At 49.4% G+C, this 18,669-nt stretch carries 14 protein-coding genes (1 of these 14 cut by a window edge); 2 read left to right on the forward strand and 12 right to left on the reverse strand.

The genetic code is table 11. From position 1 onward, the window contains the following. Together pssA and ilvC are read right to left on the reverse strand one after the other, a co-directional pair. On the reverse strand, positions 1 to 571 hold the 5' portion of the coding sequence (pssA, locus tag VC28_RS12540) for a CDP-diacylglycerol--serine O-phosphatidyltransferase (RefSeq protein WP_049630937.1). 260 nt of this gene lie to the left of the window's left edge; 571 of the gene's 831 nt are visible here — the first part of the coding sequence; its start codon is at positions 569 to 571; the stop codon falls past the left edge of the window. Positions 572 to 663: 92 nt separating this feature from the next. Next, complete coding sequence (gene ilvC / locus VC28_RS12545; protein ID WP_049630938.1) at positions 664 to 1,680, reverse strand: ketol-acid reductoisomerase; 1,017 nt, start codon at positions 1,678 to 1,680, stop codon at positions 664 to 666. Positions 1,681 to 1,836: 156 nt separating this feature from the next. Here ilvC and ilvY point away from each other — a divergent pair, with 156 nt between their 5' ends. Further along, on the forward strand, positions 1,837 to 2,703 hold the full coding sequence (gene ilvY, locus VC28_RS12550; protein ID WP_049630939.1) for an HTH-type transcriptional activator IlvY: 867 nt from the start codon (positions 1,837 to 1,839) through the stop codon (positions 2,701 to 2,703). Positions 2,704 to 2,707: 4 nt separating this feature from the next. Here ilvY and VC28_RS12555 read toward each other — a convergent pair whose 3' ends face one another. From VC28_RS12555 to VC28_RS12595, 9 genes are all read right to left on the reverse strand, one after another. Next, positions 2,708 to 3,268, reverse strand: a complete 561-nt coding sequence (locus VC28_RS12555) for a DNA-3-methyladenine glycosylase (protein ID WP_049630940.1) — start codon at positions 3,266 to 3,268, stop codon at positions 2,708 to 2,710. Positions 3,269 to 3,271: 3 nt separating this feature from the next. Then, positions 3,272 to 4,177, reverse strand: coding sequence for a DUF6999 family protein (locus VC28_RS12560; RefSeq protein WP_049630941.1), 906 nt, complete (start codon positions 4,175 to 4,177; stop codon positions 3,272 to 3,274). Positions 4,178 to 4,180: 3 nt separating this feature from the next. Further along, entirely contained in the window at positions 4,181 to 6,070 is a 1,890-nt protein-coding gene (locus VC28_RS12565; RefSeq protein ID WP_049630942.1) for a StlD/DarB family beta-ketosynthase, read from the reverse strand. Between the two features lie 3 nt (positions 6,071 to 6,073). Further along, positions 6,074 to 6,937 carry a fatty acid desaturase family protein gene (locus VC28_RS12570; RefSeq protein WP_049630943.1) on the reverse strand — a complete coding sequence of 288 codons (864 nt, stop codon included), beginning with the start codon at positions 6,935 to 6,937 and terminating at the stop codon, positions 6,074 to 6,076. A 5-nt stretch (positions 6,938 to 6,942) separates the two neighbouring features. Further along, positions 6,943 to 7,695, reverse strand: a complete 753-nt coding sequence (locus tag VC28_RS12575; protein WP_049630944.1) for a sterol desaturase family protein — start codon at positions 7,693 to 7,695, stop codon at positions 6,943 to 6,945. A gap of 24 nt (positions 7,696 to 7,719) precedes the next feature. After that, positions 7,720 to 8,649: a hypothetical protein gene (locus tag VC28_RS12580; RefSeq protein ID WP_049630945.1), complete on the reverse strand. Its 930-nt coding sequence runs from the start codon at positions 8,647 to 8,649 to the stop codon at positions 7,720 to 7,722. A 172-nt stretch (positions 8,650 to 8,821) separates the two neighbouring features. Then, positions 8,822 to 11,200: a translation initiation factor IF-2 associated domain-containing protein gene (locus VC28_RS12585; RefSeq protein WP_049630946.1), complete on the reverse strand. Its 2,379-nt coding sequence runs from the start codon at positions 11,198 to 11,200 to the stop codon at positions 8,822 to 8,824. Between the two features lie 76 nt (positions 11,201 to 11,276). Further along, positions 11,277 to 11,768 carry an acetolactate synthase small subunit gene (gene ilvN, locus VC28_RS12590; RefSeq protein WP_049630947.1) on the reverse strand — a complete coding sequence of 164 codons (492 nt, stop codon included), beginning with the start codon at positions 11,766 to 11,768 and terminating at the stop codon, positions 11,277 to 11,279. A gap of 1 nt (position 11,769) precedes the next feature. Then, a complete protein-coding gene (locus VC28_RS12595; RefSeq protein ID WP_049630948.1) occupies positions 11,770 to 13,503 on the reverse strand; it encodes an acetolactate synthase 3 large subunit in 1,734 nt (577 codons plus the stop codon). A 496-nt stretch (positions 13,504 to 13,999) separates the two neighbouring features. Between VC28_RS12595 and VC28_RS12605 the strand changes: the two genes are divergently transcribed. After that, complete coding sequence (locus tag VC28_RS12605) at positions 14,000 to 14,428, forward strand: DUF4124 domain-containing protein (protein WP_197085525.1); 429 nt, start codon at positions 14,000 to 14,002, stop codon at positions 14,426 to 14,428. An 80-nt stretch (positions 14,429 to 14,508) separates the two neighbouring features. Here VC28_RS12605 and VC28_RS12610 read toward each other — a convergent pair whose 3' ends face one another. Beyond that, positions 14,509 to 18,591, reverse strand: coding sequence for a S8 family serine peptidase (locus VC28_RS12610; RefSeq protein ID WP_049630951.1), 4,083 nt, complete (start codon positions 18,589 to 18,591; stop codon positions 14,509 to 14,511). Positions 18,592 to 18,669 lie beyond the last annotated feature (78 nt).

Here is an 18,669-nt window from a genome sequence, read left to right on the forward strand (position 1 = left end):
CACCCCAGGGGGATTGGGGGACCACAGAGGACCAGACCCACACCATGCCAGCCACAACCGAGGCGGCCGCCGGACTCGCCAAGCCAATAAAATATTTTTTATCGACAACACCGATCTGGGTGTTAAACCGAGCCAACCGTAAAGCCGCACACGCCATGTAGATAAATGCGGCAGCCCAGCCCCAACGCCCCAAATCCTGCAATACCCAACTGAATACGACCAACGCAGGTGCAACACCAAATGAAACCATGTCGGCAAGACTATCGTACTGCTCACCAAATGCGCTTTGGGTGTTAGTCATGCGCGCAACACGGCCATCCATCCCATCCAGCAGCATGGAGACAAATATGGCGATTGCCGCATGGGTAAAATTGCCATTCATGGCAGAGACGATGGCATAGAAACCACCGAAAAGTGCCCCGGTTGTAAATAGGTTAGGCAGGAGATACACACCTCGATGACGCACTTTTTTACCACCCTCCGACACCTCTTCCACCAGATCACCAAAAGGCAGAGGCCCCTCATGATCAACGGGATCCTGCTTGGACGGTTCGTTATCCTGCTGATTCATACTTATCACTCCGATTAAGGGAGCGTCATTTTACACAGTCAGAAACAAAAAACGCGGCCTGAGCCGCGTTTTTTGTCGGAGCCAAAACTCAATTAGTTCTTGGTTTGGTCAACGATTTTGTTAGCTTGGATCCAAGGCATCATCGCACGCAACTTGGCACCAACCACTTCAATACCGTGCGCAGCATTGTTGCGACGGGCAGCAGTCATTGATGAATAGTTGGTTTGACCTTCCAGGATGAATTTCTTCGCGTATTCACCAGTTTGGATGTCTTTCAATGCCTGACGCATAGCTTTGCGCGACTCTTCATTGATCACTTTAGGGCCAGTCACGTACTCGCCGTATTCAGCGTTGTTAGAGATTGAGTAGTTCATGTTGGCGATACCGCCTTCGAACATCAGGTCAACAATCAACTTCAATTCGTGCAAGCATTCGAAGTAAGCCATTTCTGGCTCGTAGCCTGCTTCAACCAGAGTTTCAAAGCCCATTTTTACCAACTCAACAGCACCGCCGCACAATACAGCTTGCTCACCGAACAAGTCAGTTTCAGTTTCGTCTTTGAAGGTAGTTTCGATAATACCGGTACGGCCGCCACCTACGCCTGATGCGTAAGACAGAGCAGTATCTTTCGCTTTACCTGATGCGTTTTGGAATACCGCGATCAGATCAGGTACGCCGCCGCCACGTACGAATTCAGAACGCACAGTGTGGCCCGGCGCTTTTGGAGCGATCATGATCACATCCAAATCTTTGCGTGGAACGACTTGGTTGTAGTGGATCGCAAAACCATGAGCGAAGGCCAAAGTAGCGCCTTGCTTGATGTTTGGCTCGATCTCTTCCTTATAGAGTTTTGATTGGAACTCGTCCGGAGTCAGGATCATCACCACGTCTGCAGATTTAACTGCAGTAGCAACGTCAGTCACTTTCAAGCCATGAGCTTCTGCTTTTCTTACAGTCGCAGAACCAGTGCGCAGACCAACTACCACATCAACACCTGAATCTTTCAGGTTGCAGGCGTGAGCATGGCCTTGTGAACCGTAACCGATGATGGCTACTTTTTTGCCTTGGATGATAGAAAGATCAGCATCTTTATCGTAATAAACGTGCATAACAGACTCCTGTTGGGATGATTACCGCCTGAGAGTAGAAAATCACAAGGCGACTTGGATAAAAGGCGGCCAGTGTAGAGAAACACCTGCATCGCGTAAAATGATATATTCGCAATTCAATATTTCATTTTATGAAACACAGTTATTACTCGCTTTATGGATATCACCAAACTTCGCCTGTTTTGCAATCTCGCCAACAGCCTGCACTTTGGCCGCGCCGCCAATAGCAGCCACGTTTCTCCTTCCACACTTAGCCGCAATATCAAGCAACTGGAAGACGATTTAGGTGTGAGCCTGTTCGTGCGTGACAACCGCTCGGTGATACTCACCCACGAAGGCGAACAATTTTTAAGGTTTGCCAAAGAAGTGATCCAGCAGTGGGAGACGTATCAGGAATCGCTGCTGGCGCAAGCCGACCAACTGCGCGGCCAACTCAGCATCTACTGCTCAGTCACCGCTAGCTATAGCTTCCTCTATGAAATCCTTACCGAGTTCCGTGTCAAGCACCCAGGCATTGCAATCAAACTCCACACCGGCGATCCAGCGCAATCCATCGAGCGAATTTTGGCGGGTGATGAAGATATCGCCATCGCCGCCAAACCCGACAAATTGCCTGCAGGCATCAGCTTTAAGCCCATCAACAGCTCGCCGCTGATTTTTATCACTGCTAATAATGAAGATTGGCAAGACAAAGAATGGGATGAAATTCCGGTGATCATTCCGGAAGAAGGCTTGGCAAGGGAGCGCTTAAATATTTGGTTCGATTCACTCGGCATCAAACCGAATATTTATGCCGAGGTAAAAGGTAACGAGGCGATTGTGAGTATGGTGAGTTTGGGATTCGGTGTGGGGGTTGCGCCGCAAATCGTTGTCGATAACAGCCCACTTGCCGATAAAGTAAAACGTTTTGATCCGCAACCAGACCTCGGCCCTTATGACACGGGCATTTGTGTGATGGAAAAACGTTTGAAAAGTCCGATTGTGAAGGCGTTTTGGAGCCAACTGCGCGAACCGAATCGTTAGATATTTACCGAAAGGGTTTGCTCAGAAAAGGCGAGCCGGCCAAGCCAAAACGCCAAGGCAAATCCATCGCTTTGGAAATTCCGATGCGCGGGCCAGCCACCACATCAATGGGTGTCATTGCAGGCGATAAGTGAAAAGGTTTTTGTGTGAGCGAGCGCCCATTAAACGTATGAACAATTTCCAATGCCTGCCCCACTCGCCCTGGCCCTGAACATAGCAATTTTTCCGCATCAACACCGCGCCGCTCGCGCATAACGTCCAAACCCTGTGTGGGCTGTATCGCACGAATTAAAACACCTGCACCATGCCCTTCCGGCGCGCACACAAAATTCAAACACCAATGAATGCCATAAGAGCGATAAACATAGGCGCAACCCGGCGCACCAAACATAGCCATATTGCGCACACTCGGCCCAGAGAAAGTATGTGATGCAGGCTCGGATTGATCATAAGCCTCCACTTCAACAATTACACCGCCAACACCATTTACAAAAAAGTGCGCACCTATTAACTGGGGCGCAACTATGTGCGATGGTTGGGAGAAATCTATTGAGATACTTTTCATATGTTATTGTTGAGTGGAAGTAAAACCTTGCTGTTTTTTCAGCTCCATCAGCATTGCATGTAACATTTCCGTTGATAACCCATGCAACACCAAACGATAACCCGCGCGCAGGGTACTCATTGGAACTAGGGGGTGCTTGTTATTCAGCAGCACTAAGTGTTGTGGCGAATTTAAAATAGTCGCCACATACAAACCGATGGTTTCATCCAATTGCAGCGAGTTGGAGGCGCGCCAGAAGTCGTTATCGGTTAAAAATAATTGATAAGTCGGCGTGAACATTTCGATAGCCGTTTGCAGGTCGATGCCATTTAACCTGCCGCGCGGCATGGCTTCCAGTGTCACCTCCGGTTCTTTGATCATACTGAAATCTGGCTGCGCAACCGGCAGCAGTTTTTTATCGGCGTCGCGCAGGGCTTTGCCCAGACGAATCACGAAGTTAAATAAATTTAAATCGTGTTTTAAAAATAATTCGTCCTTCAAATCATCCAGAGTTATTGGTTTCAAAGGTGATGTTTCAACTTTCACCGGTGAATTAGCCGCAATAAATTCCAGTATCTGTGCGCCCATATGAAAGTGACGCAACACCAACCAGTTAGCCTCGGGGCGCACGCAATATTTCAAGCCAGTAGCGAGAATCCAGTGCAAGAATTTGGAGGCCGCCCACTTGCGCGGCACCACCACTTTAACAACTTGGATTAACACAATCAGCGTGCGCGCAATGGGGCGCACAAAGGGCAATAGAAATTGGCGCGATGGTGATGCCGAGTCAGTAAGCCAAGCCTGCTTAACATGATCCGGCAGGGGTGTGCTTTGATCCAAATACAGCGCAAGCCACGGATTAGGGTCGCGCGGATCGAATTCTGTTTGCAAAAACTCGGGTAACTGTTCTGTTTTTTCTACCTTATCCATCTGTTATGACTCCAGAATATGTTCGAACTGCATAAGATACAGTTGAGCCGTGCGTTTGGCCGCAGCGATAATCGCACTTGCCGCCTTAGGATCAATCGCCATCACCAGTTCAACCGCCGCCAACCAACGCGCGAGATGATGTTCGTCATTCGCTCCGTGATACTCCAAAAAGCGAAATGCACTTGCCGGTAAATCCACTTGTTTGCGCAGCAAGGGCAAGAGCGCAGGCACGATACGCTGACCAGTGCCTTCAATGATATAGATCGCACCTAATAAGCCAATGGGATTGGCTGTCGCGGCAAGCGAATGCAAATAGCTGTTCAAGGCTTCGCCACCGGGATTGCGGCGTAAATTATCCAACGGTTCAGTTCCACCTGCCGCGCAATAATCCTCATACAAAATTTTAAAATCGTTTTGCTCTTCGCCCGCATGAGTTTCAATTAATGCAGCAAGATCAGCATAGCTACCGGTGAGCGATGCCACGGCTTCGCGCATCCATTTACTGCCCTCGCGCACCTGCGGCACCCACTGTGCAGTCCAGCTGCGATAATCCTCCAGCGTAAATTCATTGCTCACTAATTTGTGAATCACCGGGCTGCGCCAGACTTGCGAGCGGTAGTCATGCCAAATACCTGCAAGGGTTGTTAATAAACTTTGCAAATGTTGCGGCGCAGATTGTGGATCGTGAGGTGCTGCAATAGCTGGTAGTTCGGTTTTTTCTGAGGCTGTCAATCTAATTGCGGGAGCAGGGTTGGCAACCAAAGGCGCATTAGCTTCTTCAACCTCAATCAACATATAAGCCGCCGTCATACGCCCCGACTCAGGAATAAAACAGAATATTTTTTCGCCCGGTTTAACCTGATGGGTGTCGAGAAATTCAGCCAGCATAATAAAAATCGAGGCGGAGCCGGTATTGCCGCGCGTGGTTAAGTTGCTGTACCAACGCTCGCGCGGAATGGTTAAGCCCGCCTTTGCCAGCAATTCTTCTACTACTGGAATAAAACGCGCCGATGAATAGTGACAAAGAAAATGATCAATCTCATTCGATGTAACCCAACCATCGTGGACGAGCTTTACATATTCGTGAATGCTCACATCAAACAAATGCGGCAGCAGGCGAATATCTTGCCGCAGCGACAACGCACCTGCTGCCTCTGCCTCACTGGATGACGGAAAATCCAAGAAAGATTTGCTGCGATCTTCGGTTAAACCCAGTTGCATGCAGACCGGATAATCACCGGCAAAACTTTTTTGGTGAATCCAGTTTATTTTTAAGCGCACACCATTTTTTGCTTGCGGAATATCGGTAAGCAACACTGCGCCAGCTCCATCAGATAACATCCAACGCAAAAAGTGCGCATCAAAATCACTGCTGTAGCCGCGCGGTGCAAAGCGGCTTTTTTTAAAAATGCGCGAGGGCATTTCCGCTGTCGCCACCAAGGCTTGTTGATGCGCACCCAGCTCCACGGATTGCGCTGCGTAATTTAATGCGGAAATACCCGCAGCGCAGACCCCAAGGCTCGATAAGGTTTCCATCGGCGGCGCACCCAACTCACCTTGCACCATGGCCGCAAAACCGGGGATTAGTGCATCACTGCCCGATGAACCTACCGCGAGCAAACTTACATCACTCAGGCTCGTATTGGCGCGCGCCAAACAATCGTGAATAGCATTGGCCGCAAGCTGCGTATGCGACGTCACTGTCTCGCCATTTTTATCAATTGCGTAATGGCGAGTTTGAATACCATTTTCTGCCAAAATTTTATTTTTGATGCGCAATGAAATGCGATTGAGCGGTGCAATAAAATCATCCATCGCCTGATTATCAACAGGTTCACCCGGTAGGTGATAGCCCGCTGATTGAATGTAAACACGATTAAAACGGGTAGGCATAAGCTAGTCCTTGTTGTGAAGCGAACGACTGCGCCAGCGCGGGTGCAGCAACGCCAATAAATAAGTGCGCAACATATAACGCAGTAAACTGTTTTCCTGCAACGCAGGATGAACTTGTGTTGCATACTGTTGGTGTAATTCCGGCAACTGCGACCAATGGGCACGCGGGTGTTGGTGGTGCGCAGTATGCAATCCGATATTAAATAACAAGGGGTTAAGCAAACCATAAAAATTGCGCGCAAACTGTAAATTATTGCCTGAACCATCGGCATGTGCGTGCTGCAAATAGTTAGTCGCCAACAACCAATGCAGCCCATGCAATTGCGGAATTAAGACCAGCACCAGCCATTTTTCCCAATCAATCCACGCCAGCGCAATCCATAACCCAACAACAAGAAAATACTGCAACACACAATAATAAAAATACGCACGTTGGAATTGATAACGGCGCTTTAAGTAAGCGAAAAATTCTGGATAGAGCACCGAAATCGCCTGCAGCGGATGCAACAAATAACCCAGTAAATGATTAGTGTCGCCGCGCGCACCGGGTGTATTAAAACGATAGGTGCGAGCCAGATCCTGCTCGCCATGTTGGTAGCGATGGTGGTTGCCAATATGGGAGGGATAAAACACAAAGGTGGGATGCCCCTGCAAGAGCGTGAGCCATAAATCCGTCAGGCGATTTAACCGGCGTGAAGTCCAGATACGCAAGTGAATATGGTTATGGTGAATCACCCCCACACCCAGCGTTAAAAATAATTCCAGCAAATACAGCGGCCAACTGAATCCCTGCTGCCATTGCCACACCACTAATGATGGCAACAGCAGCAAATAGGCAATGCTCTGCCAATCGCGCCAGTTACGCATCTTATTTAGCGCACACGCCAGCGGTTAATTTGTTTGTCGGCAGCATCGGCAGGCAAAGCGGTTTTAAAAATCCAATCCATAAACGGAAACATAAAACCGTAGTTGCCATTAAAACAGGCATGATGCAAATGGTGGCGGCGCGCACCGTTAAAAATCACGCGCGGCGAGCGCGGATTAAAATCAAAATTGGAATGACCAATACTATTGAACAGCAAACTAAACAAAGGCACAGAAAAAAGCGCATAAACACTAAAATCATGCACTAACATGGGCAGCAGAATCACGTTGCCCAACATCAAAGCTTCAACCGGATGAAACGCATAAGTAGACCAGGGAGTGGTCACTACCGAGCGATGATGCGGCAAGTGAAAACGGCGCAACCAACGTGTGTGCAGCAACCAATGGTTGATATAAAAATGGATTTCATTCCAGATAACCAACACAAAAATTTCCAGCAGGATTTGTAACCCAGAAGGATTCTCCGCCAACTCCGCCCAACCCAGTTGCAGCAATCCCCAAGGGAAAATCATCCCCACTCCAAAAATCCCAATCGAACTGGCAGACAACAACAGCTCTCGCCGCAACTGCCCCTCACCCAGTGGACGTGGATCAAGCTTGATGCCTATATGCACACGCGGCAGCAGCTGTTGGGTGAGCATCACACTCAGCGCGCCAAACAACAAATAAATCCCACCGAAAAAAGCGAGACCAACACCAGCAATTTCAAAAATATTGCAATTTAAAATAAAGTCGCGCATGGCTAATAAAACTCGTTGTTGCTTTTACTGCAACTGTTCAGGTGTTTGCAGTGGAGGTAAATCGTTTGGCTGCCAGCTATCGCCGCGCTTAGTAGACCACACTGTCAGTTGAATATGCTGGCTGATATCGGAACCATCTAACTTAACACTGTATTTCTCATTTATCTGCGTAACAAAATGGCCATTCTGATACTGAGTTGTTGCACCGTACACAGGCACCATACCCGAGTACATAATCAAACCGCCATTAGCGTCTTGCTTACCTTGATAGGCGTATGCCGCTTTTGCACCTTCAAGCAGGCTTTCATACACAGACTCTTTTGCTTTAGTCGGTAATGCGTCAATGGTAAAAGTGAGCGCGCAAATATCTTTTTCCGGCGATTGCGTCGAGCAAAACATCGAACGCGCATGAGTGACATCCCCCTCCAAAGTCTGGCCATTGCTGCTAATGGTCGCTTTTTTGGTTCCAGTCATAGGGACTTCCACTTCAATACCCACTCGCAATCCATCACCAATGTAGGAAACATCCGGCAAATTGATGCGGTATTTTCCATCGGGGTTATTAGTAATCGAACTCCACTGTGCCTGCATATTGTAGGTTTCATTGGTAGAGACCTCATCCTGATTAAAATCCATTTGCCCCGAAGCAACTACAGCACCTTGAACACGGGTCTCTTCGCTATCCAGTGAATATAAAGCACTATCTCCACTGCCTTCACGCACCACATCGGTTGCCAAGTAAATAGATGCATTAAGCTTGCGACTGGCATTAATTGAGGGTGACGCCAATGCATCCATAAAATCCAAACGTGCGTGCAAGGTAATTGGCTCGCCAGATGGAACCTCTTGCACCTCCTCAACAACATCACTTACTTGTTCCTCCTCTTTGGAAGATTGACCGCAGCCCGTAACGGCTAGCACACTTAAAAAACCAAGAGTGGCAATGTATTTCATAAACAAACCTTAATGAGAGAGCTGGTTGATAGAGGAGTAATCTACCGAGGTTACAAAATATAACGCTACGCAACTGAATGAACTAATCAATTTGTGATGGACGGCAATTATTTTAGACGGGAAATTTTTTGCACTAAAAACACTGAACTGCACTCGCAGTTCAACTTTCTGATTAGGTCATTGCTGGCAATACAAAGGCTTCCACATTGGCCACCAAAGACTGATTACCCTCAGCGGCCAACAAACTACGATAGGCTTTAATGAACGCTGTACTAACTAGCTTATTTCCAACACTCTCACCAAGTGATGCGGCCGATTCTCCGAACAACCGTCCCCATAATTGATTACGCTCTTCGAGATCATGCAGACTATTTAGATATTCCATCAGTATTAACGTTAATAACATTGGGTAAACTTTTGAAACAGAGGAATCTGCAAATTCAAATTCCGAAACATCTCTATCCATCAACGGCACATAGCTACGCATCAAATCATAACTATTGTTTAACCGCTTTAACTGCCGAGAATTCGACAGCTCGAAATAATTTACCCAGTGAATAAAGGATTCCTGCTGATCTTTTGAAAGTGCTTTTACAGGTTTCATCATGGGCGGGAGCTCAGCCTCCGCATTTGAGTGCAGACTATCGTCGATATCAACCGTATCAGTAGCCAGAGTACCTGGAACTTTATCGCCCACCGTTGAGGCATGCTGCGTTATACTCCCCTCATCAAGCCGACCACCACCTGCAGCACTTACACCACTACTCTCAGAAACATCAGTTGTATCCGCCGTTTCCAACTGGGGGTTACTGTCATTGATTTCCTTTTCAACTGTTTTATTCATTTCTTCCCAGAATGACCCCATAAACACTCGTACGTCATCCCCACTGGGTTTAGTCAAAACAATTGGCAGATTAATCACTTTAGATAAATATTCGCGCGCTATCGCATGACTATTTTTTAATTTATGGTGGGGTGAAAAATCTTTAAAGTGCTCGGACAGTGCCGCCAAAGCTATATGCTGATCTATAGCGATAATTACAATTACATTATCTAAATCCAAGACTAGACGAACGGCCTCCAACACCTTAACAATTGCCGAAGGACTACAACGATCAAGATCATCCACTAAAAATAATAGCCGGGGAGTTTTTCCATTTTTTTGCTTCAGGCGCAAGTTGCACAGCGTGCAAATGTGTTTTCGCATAACCGGTATGGTACCCAAATGCTCGGCATAGCTCGGTAAGCGCAAATAGGTCAACAGTTCTTTGGCTTGAGGGCTAATGATCAATTTGCCAAATTCGCGCAACGTATAAAGGACTACTCCGCCAGTCCATATCCAACTGCTTTTATTGCTAGCCGATTCTGAAAACTCAATTAGCCCATGAAACCAATCTGAAAACCAGGGCATTGCAGCAACCAACAACAACAACAGTATTTTTAGCAGCTCGACCGGATGTACTTTATAAGCAAACCTGAGTGTTAGTACGCATCTTTCACTAAGCCAGCGCAACGACATATTAGAAGACACCGGAATTGCATTGAGTATTGCAGCAAATATTTTACGCAGATCAGAAGATAGAATCGTTTTAAGCTTTTCAAAAAAGCTGGCTGTCGGGGCATATAGCGGTTGAAGAACATCAGGGCTGCCAGTAAGTGCATTTATCATCTCCTGCGCAACACCTGCCTGAATGTTGTCGGTATGTTCATAAGCCCAAGCATTGAACTCACCGAAGATAAACGGCTGTTCAGAATTTGATTCTTGTAGACGTTGTTTTAATAAATCCAGTACTGTGGATTTACCTGACCCCCACTCACCGAGCAATCCGATAGCGCGATGATGGTTGTTCGTTGGGCTAACTAAATTAACTGCCAGCGCATTAACCAGTTTCTGACGATTGAGTTTATCTTCCTTTGCAGGAATCTCAGGGTGAGATCTACCGGTGGCCTCAAAATTTAAGCGCTCTAAAGTCAACCCCTTGTCATCAAGGACATTGTTGATTCCCGACTGAATTTCAATTTGATCGGATGGTTCTTCTACACTTGCTGTACTCATACCACTCTTTGAAATCTCATCAGAATCTGAACCTAATCGAGAGTTATCAACGCTCAATCTGCTTTCAACATTCGAGCCAGCCTCAACGGACTGATCACCAAGCGTATGCTTATCCAAAACCTCCGCATAATCAGATAAGCTGATTTCATTATTTATTTCATCGCTAATTGCAGAAGACCCAGAATCCACATTCTCATCTTCACGCTTTATATAGGTTCTTTTTTTGCGAACCTCAACATCATGTACTTTTCGAGCATTCCCTTTCGGGGACTTGATGGTGGTAGTTGTCTTACGCTGTAAGTTAATTTTTTTAGGATCCGATGCAGATTTTTCATGACTGCTCTTTAAAAAATTTAGCAGGCGCTGCTTCTCATCATCTGAAACTTTCGCTTCGGCACCTTCGTGCTCCAAACCGGCTTCGTGCATTTGCTTTAGCAAACGCTCCACTGGCGCGCCTATCGATTTCGCTAGTTCGCCGACTGTAACCTCAGCCATTCTTTAACCCTCCTAGACCCATAAAAAAGGCCGATAACTTCACAGCTATCGGCCTTCCGAGTATCAACGCAGCAACTTACAAACTCAACACTTTCTCACCGCGTGAAATTCCACACACACCGGTGCGTACGACTTCGATAATCGCTGCATCACCGACTGCTTGTAAAAACGCGTCGAGCTTGTCGCTCGCGCCGGTGATTTGGATGGTGTAAAGCGTGCTGGTGACATCCACGATTTGACCGCGGAAAATATCTACGCAGCGTTTAACCTCCGCCCTTTGCGCGCCAGATGCTTTGACTTTGATCAGCATAAGTTCGCGCTCAATGTGCGAACCTTCGGTCAAGTCCACCAGTTTTACCACATCAATTAATTTATTGAGGTGTTTGGTGATTTGCTCGATTTTGTGATCATCGCCAATTGTTGTCAGCGTTAAACGCGACAGCGTTGGATCTTCCGTTGGTGCGACCGTGAGTGACTCAATGTTGTAACCGCGCTGTGAAAACAAACCAACCACACGCGAAAGTGCACCAGGAGCGTTTTCCAGGAGAACAGAAATAATTCTTCTCATTTTATGTGCGCTCCGTTTTGCTCAGGAACATATCGCGCATGGATTGTTGCGCAACCTGCATTGGATAAACGTGTTCGGATTGATCCACCATGATGTCCATAAACACCACGCGATCTTTTAGCGCAAAACACTCTTCCAATTTTTGTTTCAGCTCTTCGCGTTTGGTTACACGCATGCCTACATGGCCGTAAGCTTCAGCAAGCTTGACGAAATCCGGCAGCGAATCTTCATACAAACTTTCGGCGTAGCGGCCGGAGTACTGCATGTCTTGCCATTGGCGAACCATGCCAAGCGCCTGGTTGTTCAAGCAAATAATTTTTACCGGCAAGTGATATTGCGTACAGCAGGATAATTCCTGAATACACATTTGGATCGAACCTTCACCGGTCACGCATACAACGGTTGCATCGCGGTGCGCCACTTGTACACCCATCGCTGCAGGCAAACCAAAGCCCATAGTGCCGAGACCACCGGAGTTAATCCAACGGCGCGGCTTGTCAAAGCGATAGTATTGTGCAGCAAACATTTGGTGCTGACCTACGTCAGACGTTACATAAGCATCGCCTTTGGTCACTTCCCAAATCGCCTGAATCACTTCTTGCGGTTTGATTTTATCGCCTGACGTATCGAAACGATTTTTGGTGTAGATGCTGTGACGCTCGCGCCACTCATTGATTTGTTCCCACCAGGTTTTGAGCGCATCGGCATCCGGCTTTTCGCTGCTCTCTTTGATCAGCGCGAGCATTTCGGTGAGTACGCTATCCACTGCACCAACGATAGGTACATCGGCAACCACGGTTTTTGAAATCGATGCAGGGTCGATATCAATGTGGATAATTTTTGCGTTGGGGCAGAACTTGCTAACCGCGTTGGTTACACGGTCATCAAAGCGTGCGCCCACAGCCAGAATCACATCGCTGTGATGCATAGCGGTGTTGGCTTCGTAAGTGCCATGCATACCCAACATGCCGAGGAAGTTTTTGCCGGTGCCCGGATAAGCGCCCAAGCCCATAAGGGTGTTGGTCACTGGATAATTCAACAAGTCCACCAACTCTTTGAGCAAATGCGATGCATTGCCCTGCACTACGCCGCCACCGGTGTAGATCATCGGGCGCTTGGCACCAAGCAGCAATTGCACTGCTTTTTTAATCTGACCAGAGTGACCGCGCGTTGCCGGGTTGTAGGAACGCATTTTTACCTTCTCGGGATATTCGTACGGGAAGGTATAGAGCGGGCTCGTCACGTCTTTAGGCACGTCGATAACCACAGGGCCAGGGCGACCAGTCGCAGCAATGTAGTAGGCCTTTTTAACGATTTCCGGGATTTCACTGGCGTGTTTGACCATGAAGCTGTGCTTCACGATCGGACGGGAGATCCCCACCATATCGGTTTCCTGGAAAGCGTCTTCACCAATCAGGTGGCTCATCACCTGACCGGAAATCACCACCATCGGAATTGAATCCATGTAAGCCGTTGCAATACCAGTAATGGCGTTGGTTGCACCGGGGCCTGAAGTCACCAGCACCGAACCGACTTTACCGGTTGAGCGCGAATAAGCATCGGCTGCGTGAGTCGCGGCTTGTTCGTGGCGAACGAGAATGTGTTTAACGTCGTTTTGACGAAAGATGGCATCGTAAATATGCAGGGCAGCGCCGCCTGGATAGCCGAACAGGTACTCAACACCTTCGTCTTTCAGGGCGCGGATGAGCATATCTCCGCCGGAAAGCATTTCCACAATAATTCCCCTTTTAGGATATGGATCGCAAATAATGCGCGTGCGTCTTTGCCGCAATATGAAAAAGGCCGATGGCAACTATTACACAGGGCAAACATCACACAGGAAAGCGCAGGCACTTAGGGCAGGCCAACGCCGTGAATGATCCACGATCAAAACCCGGCAAGGTCAGGATCGGATCAGTGAAAACCGTGCAGGTAAACAACGGCTTTCCACGGTGACGCTCTGGTAGGAGCATCGCCATTAGATGGGTCGCCAAGAGGGTGACTTGGCGGGAAGCAGTGAAACGCCCAAGCTTAGGGGCAACTGCGAGCCATCTAGCGGAGCAGCAATTTTCCCAAGATACGCAACAAAGTCAAGAAATTAAGCGCCATTTGTGTCATTTTTTAACCACTGAGCGCATTTTGCGCTCGCTCACAGATTTTGGCGCACCGGTTTCGCCGATGGCACATTAGGTCTATAGTTGGCGGAGATGCATTCGCAAAAAGGCAAAACTATGAAGTACTTACGTTTGATCGGATTCTGTATGGCAGCACTCGCGCTTAGCCAGAGCGCCATAGCTGCCAAGGTCTACACATGGAAAGATAAAAATGGCGTAGTCCATTATGGCGAACGTCCGCCAAAAGATGTACAGGCAACGCTAGTGAAAACCCGCACGGGTCACAGCGAGCCAACACCAGAACAAATTGCAGCCTCCCAACCCAAGCCTGCCGCCGAGCAGCAACCGGCAGCACAGTCTGGCGCGCAGCAATCGCTTAAAGACCCTGAACGATGCGCGGCCGCAAGAGAAAATCTGGAAATACTGAATACGGTTGCCCGCCTGAGAATACAAAATGCAGATGGCATTATGGTTCCCATGACAGAAGAAGATAAAAAGCAGCAGCGTATTGAAGCTCAAAAGGTCATCGAGCAAGCCTGCGAGTAAGTAATTGTCCAACCGCCAACAAAAACGGCCACTGATTTGTGGCCGTTTTTATTAGTGTCCGGGTTTAGCGCATCTGCTACTTAGCTCCCACGACTGTTGTTCCGGTGATCCGCTATTCGTTTTGTGCGTGGATAAAATCGCACTGCAAGCAGTCCTGCCGATAACAACAACAGCCATAGGCTTGTCGAGCCACCGCCACCCCCACCGCCTGAACCGCCCCCACCACTACTGATGGGCGCTTTACTGCTGGCAGCACTACTCGCAGCACCTGCCGCTTTTACCGTAATGGTTTGGGTGACATACGCCAGATTGTAGCGCGAGTCGCTGGCATTCCAGATCACCTGACTGGTGCCAACCGGGAAGGATTTCCAATCCATTGTCCACGCGGTAATTTCACCATCAACAGCGTCATAAGCCGTCACTTGGGGCTGGGGAATATCCGTCAGTGTTCCCGTAGCCTCTACGGTGATATTGGCAGGCACCTGGATTACAGGCGCAGTAGTATCGCGCACGTCCAGCGATTGGAAGCCGGTGGCAGTTTTACCGGACGAGTTGGTCGCCTGCCAGCGGATAAGATGGTTACCGATCACATAAGGCCCCAGATTTGTCGTGGTAGCGGCGATCTGGCCATCACGCTCGTCCGTTGCAAACACCGCAGGCAAACTGTAAGGCGTTAGCACGGCAGACGCTTCTACAGCCAAAGAAGGCAATGCCGCAAAGCTCGGCGGGGTGATAACAGCAGCGGAGGCATCTTGGCCAAGCACGATAATATCCGTCAGTGTCTGCACCAGTTTCACGCTCTTATCCGCGTCTACAAGGGTGATGCGCAACGAGGTTTTTAGCGACCCTGACAAGACCGGCAATTTGCCCACATAGCGCGCTCCAGCCTTCGTCAATGCCACTGGCACCCAGTCGCTTGAGCCTGCCAATTGGTACTCCATCACTGGCATTTCACTGCTGCCCGCCGCTTCATTGGTCATGCTGAGCATATCGAGCTGCACCTGCAGATCGCTACCGTTCAATACCCGGCTCGCAGTGCCATCGCTGAAAAACTGCAACTGCTCGGGGAATTCTTTTAACAGATAGGTTTCACTTCCGGGAAAGCGGGTCACATCGAGCTCAAGCCGCAAATGGGAGGTGCTGGCATTGCCCAGAAAGCGCATGGGTTGATCCAGCTCCAATGCCAGCGCGCTGCAATTGTCACTACCTAACGGAAGGTTGAAATTACCACCATTGGTTTCCGAGCTGCTGGTCTGCGTGCCATTGCAGAACAACCGATAGACCATGGAATCGAAAAAGTTGTTCTGTTGAAGGTCGCGCTGGACGGTGTAATTACCACCCCACCAGTAGGGCTCCGACATACTCTGCACTTTTAATTCATTGGCGGGGCGACTGAAGTAAAATGCTGGCGCAGCAAAGTGAGCACTATCCGTTACGCGCAATTCGCGATGTTTGCTGCGATAGTTGGTTGCATCGGGCGTGCTGAACACACCGCGTAATTTGGTAAACGAGCTGGCATCCAAAAAGGCGAGTGTGCCGGTGTTCATCAACTGCAGATTCCAGGCAAAAGGATCATCGCTCACCTGATCTACACCCAAGGTCGGGTACCATTCACCTTTCTCTAAAGTCGAAATATCCGCATAAACCCTGGCGGATAATGGCTGGCTGTAAACGGTATTTCGCGTCCAGGACGTGCCAAAAGCGACGAAATCGAAACTTGAACGCATTTGGCTCAAGCCTTGGGCAAACTTGACCCCCTGCGCCAGAATATCCCGGTCGGCATAGGTGAAATCCACCCCGCCTGCGCTGCGCACATCAAGATCGAGATAGCGGGAAGACGACACTCCGGTGTAGGAGTCATGCAATAAGTAATAGTCGCCGGTAACACCGGGGCTGGTTTCGCGCCGGGCGATGTAGGCGGTCACATTGATCTGGATCTTATCCGACACATCGGAAAGCCACACAATCCGCTTGGTACCCGAGCTTAAAAACAGCAGGCTTCCCTGAGCGACATCGGTAAACCGCCACTCCAATTGCTGGCTGAGTGTTGTCAGTGTATCCAAAGCAAGTGCGCTGCCGTCACTGCCGGTCAGGGTGCCCACGGCCACTTCATGTACGGCACTGGCGCGCTCCAGTTTGACGCTGGTTTTATCCTGCAACGCGATGTTTTCTTTAAAAACCAGCGCATCGATAAAGCAATCCGGGTTATAGAAAGTCACCGACAAATGGTAAGTACCCGGTTTGAGATCAAACCCGAAATCCTTGGGGATATCCGTACAACTATTGAAATACTCCACCCCACCAAAGCTGCCATCGGCATTCAGCACATGCACCATGTAGGGTGGCGCATCAAATTCAACATTCAAGCGAGCCGCCTTGGCGAATACCAATGGCAGGCGCACCTCGCTACTGCCATAACGAATGTTACCTACTACTTCATGATGCAGGGTGACGCTATCCGCAAAGGGCAAAGTTTGGGTATCGACCGCAAGATTGAGCGTTGCTGTAGCAGACTCACCGGCTGCCAATGAGAGCGATCCCGGATTCAGCGCAGCACTGGCACCAGTGGGCATGGTTGCGGGCGCATTCAGGCTGACAGTGACCGGCGCAGTGGCGATGTTTTTCAATGTGAAAGGCACCGCAGCAGACCAGTTGGCTTGCTCAAGATCAACTGACCCGGCCGACAAGAGCGATGGTGTCACCAGCAGGCTGGCACTGGCGGCTTGCGCCAAGTCCATCATGCCCGCCCCTTGGGTAAACACATCCTTCCCGAGATCACGACTGGTATTGACCAACAGGGCTTTCAGCTCAGCAGGTGTGAGGCTGGGATACAACTGCTTCAACAGCGCCGCGCCACCTGCGACATGAGGAGTCGCCATACTGGTGCCGCTTAGACGCACATAGCTGCCGCCGGGTTTGGCAGAGTTGATATCCACCCCCGGTGCAACCAACTCAGGTTTGATATAGGTTTTGCCGATCACTGGCCCGCGCGAACTGAACCCGGCGATAGCGCCGTTATTGTCACTAGCTCCTACCGTCAGTACCTGCCCCGCATTACCGGGCGAGCCAATAGTGGAATAACTGCCGCTATTGCCCGCCGCCACAATCACGACAACGCCCGCCGCCATCGCATTATTGGCCGCCTCCGACAACGGCGAATCCGGCGCACCACCGCCGCCAAGACTCATATTGATGATATCGATCTGGTCATCCGTAAGTGGATTGCCATCGGGATCTACGGATTTTTCGATTGCTGCAATAATGCTGCTGTCCATGCCCCAGCCCTGATCGCTCAACACTTTGTACGCATAAAGGGTGACATCCGGTGCAACGCCGGTGAGCGTGCCTTTGGCAGCAATAATTCCCGCCACATGGGTTCCATGACCGTGTTTATCGATGGGATTACTCGCATCCTCACCCTCCACAAAGTTGTGGCCACCCGCCACCTTGCAACCGGCACCTATACAGCCACCCAGATCAGGATGGGTATAGTCGATGCCGGTATCCAACACCGCCACGGTTATTCCTTGCCCGGTGATGGATCGCGATTGTCCATCGCGCATTGACCATAGCTGCGGAGCCTTGGTGATATCCACGCTCTCGGCGAGGAAAGCCTCCACCCGATTATCCGGATAAACCGCTGCCACCTGCGGCAAGCGACGGATCTGCTCAATGCTGTCTGCCGTTGCGGTGATACTCAGGGTGTTGGTCAGCTGGGTAAATTGGCCGTGGACTTTTTGCATTAACTTTTGTTTGCGCAATTCGCCCAGCACCTGATTCTGGCTTTTTTGCACGCGCTGCAGTTGTGTTTGTGATGATTTGGCAAGCTGCTGTTGCGCACTGCGCGACAATTTGCCAGAGGGCGCGAGCTTTTCGCGCTGCTGCTTGAGATAAGGCTGTAACGGCTGGTCTTTCAACCGCACCAACCAGCGCTGCGACTGCTTGGGATCAACTGAATTGACCTGCAATTGCCCGCTGAGGTTATCAACACTGACGGCACCACCCGCAGGCATGGGGATGGTTTTGGTCTGGATTTGACCGGATGGATTACTTTGCTGTTGGTGGATATGGATAAATTGCTGCGCCGATGAATCTGCCCGTACCGGCAGGGCGCAAAAGGCCAAGACGACCAGTGCGGTCACTGACAATTTCCGTTGAAACATAACAACTCCATGCTTTTTTATGGTTAATTTTATTCGTGCTGCTGAGCCCGTGTTTGTACCATCACCGGAAACCGCTTA

It is taken from the genome of Cellvibrio sp. pealriver (genome assembly GCF_001183545.1).
In the GTDB taxonomy this organism is placed as follows: Bacteria; Pseudomonadota; Gammaproteobacteria; order Pseudomonadales; family Cellvibrionaceae; genus Cellvibrio.

Bases quoted from the DNA above. Each gene is read 5' to 3' on its own strand.
- ilvY (WP_049630939.1), top strand. From the start codon at position 1,837: ATGGATATCACCAAACTTCGCCTGTTTTGCAATCTCGCCAACAGCCTG.
- VC28_RS12610 (WP_049630951.1), bottom strand. From the start codon at position 18,591: ATGTTTCAACGGAAATTGTCAGTGACCGCACTGGTCGTCTTGGCCTTT.
- VC28_RS12605 (WP_197085525.1), top strand. From the start codon at position 14,000: ATGAAGTACTTACGTTTGATCGGATTCTGTATGGCAGCACTCGCGCTT.
- VC28_RS12580 (WP_049630945.1), bottom strand. From the start codon at position 8,649: ATGAAATACATTGCCACTCTTGGTTTTTTAAGTGTGCTAGCCGTTACG.
- VC28_RS12555 (WP_049630940.1), bottom strand. From the start codon at position 3,268: ATGAAAAGTATCTCAATAGATTTCTCCCAACCATCGCACATAGTTGCG.
- VC28_RS12585 (WP_049630946.1), bottom strand. From the start codon at position 11,200: ATGGCTGAGGTTACAGTCGGCGAACTAGCGAAATCGATAGGCGCGCCA.
- VC28_RS12560 (WP_049630941.1), bottom strand. From the start codon at position 4,177: ATGGATAAGGTAGAAAAAACAGAACAGTTACCCGAGTTTTTGCAAACA.
- VC28_RS12570 (WP_049630943.1), bottom strand. From the start codon at position 6,937: ATGCGTAACTGGCGCGATTGGCAGAGCATTGCCTATTTGCTGCTGTTG.
- ilvC (WP_049630938.1), bottom strand. From the start codon at position 1,680: ATGCACGTTTATTACGATAAAGATGCTGATCTTTCTATCATCCAAGGC.
- VC28_RS12565 (WP_049630942.1), bottom strand. From the start codon at position 6,070: ATGCCTACCCGTTTTAATCGTGTTTACATTCAATCAGCGGGCTATCAC.
- ilvN (WP_049630947.1), bottom strand. From the start codon at position 11,768: ATGAGAAGAATTATTTCTGTTCTCCTGGAAAACGCTCCTGGTGCACTT.
- VC28_RS12575 (WP_049630944.1), bottom strand. From the start codon at position 7,695: ATGCGCGACTTTATTTTAAATTGCAATATTTTTGAAATTGCTGGTGTT.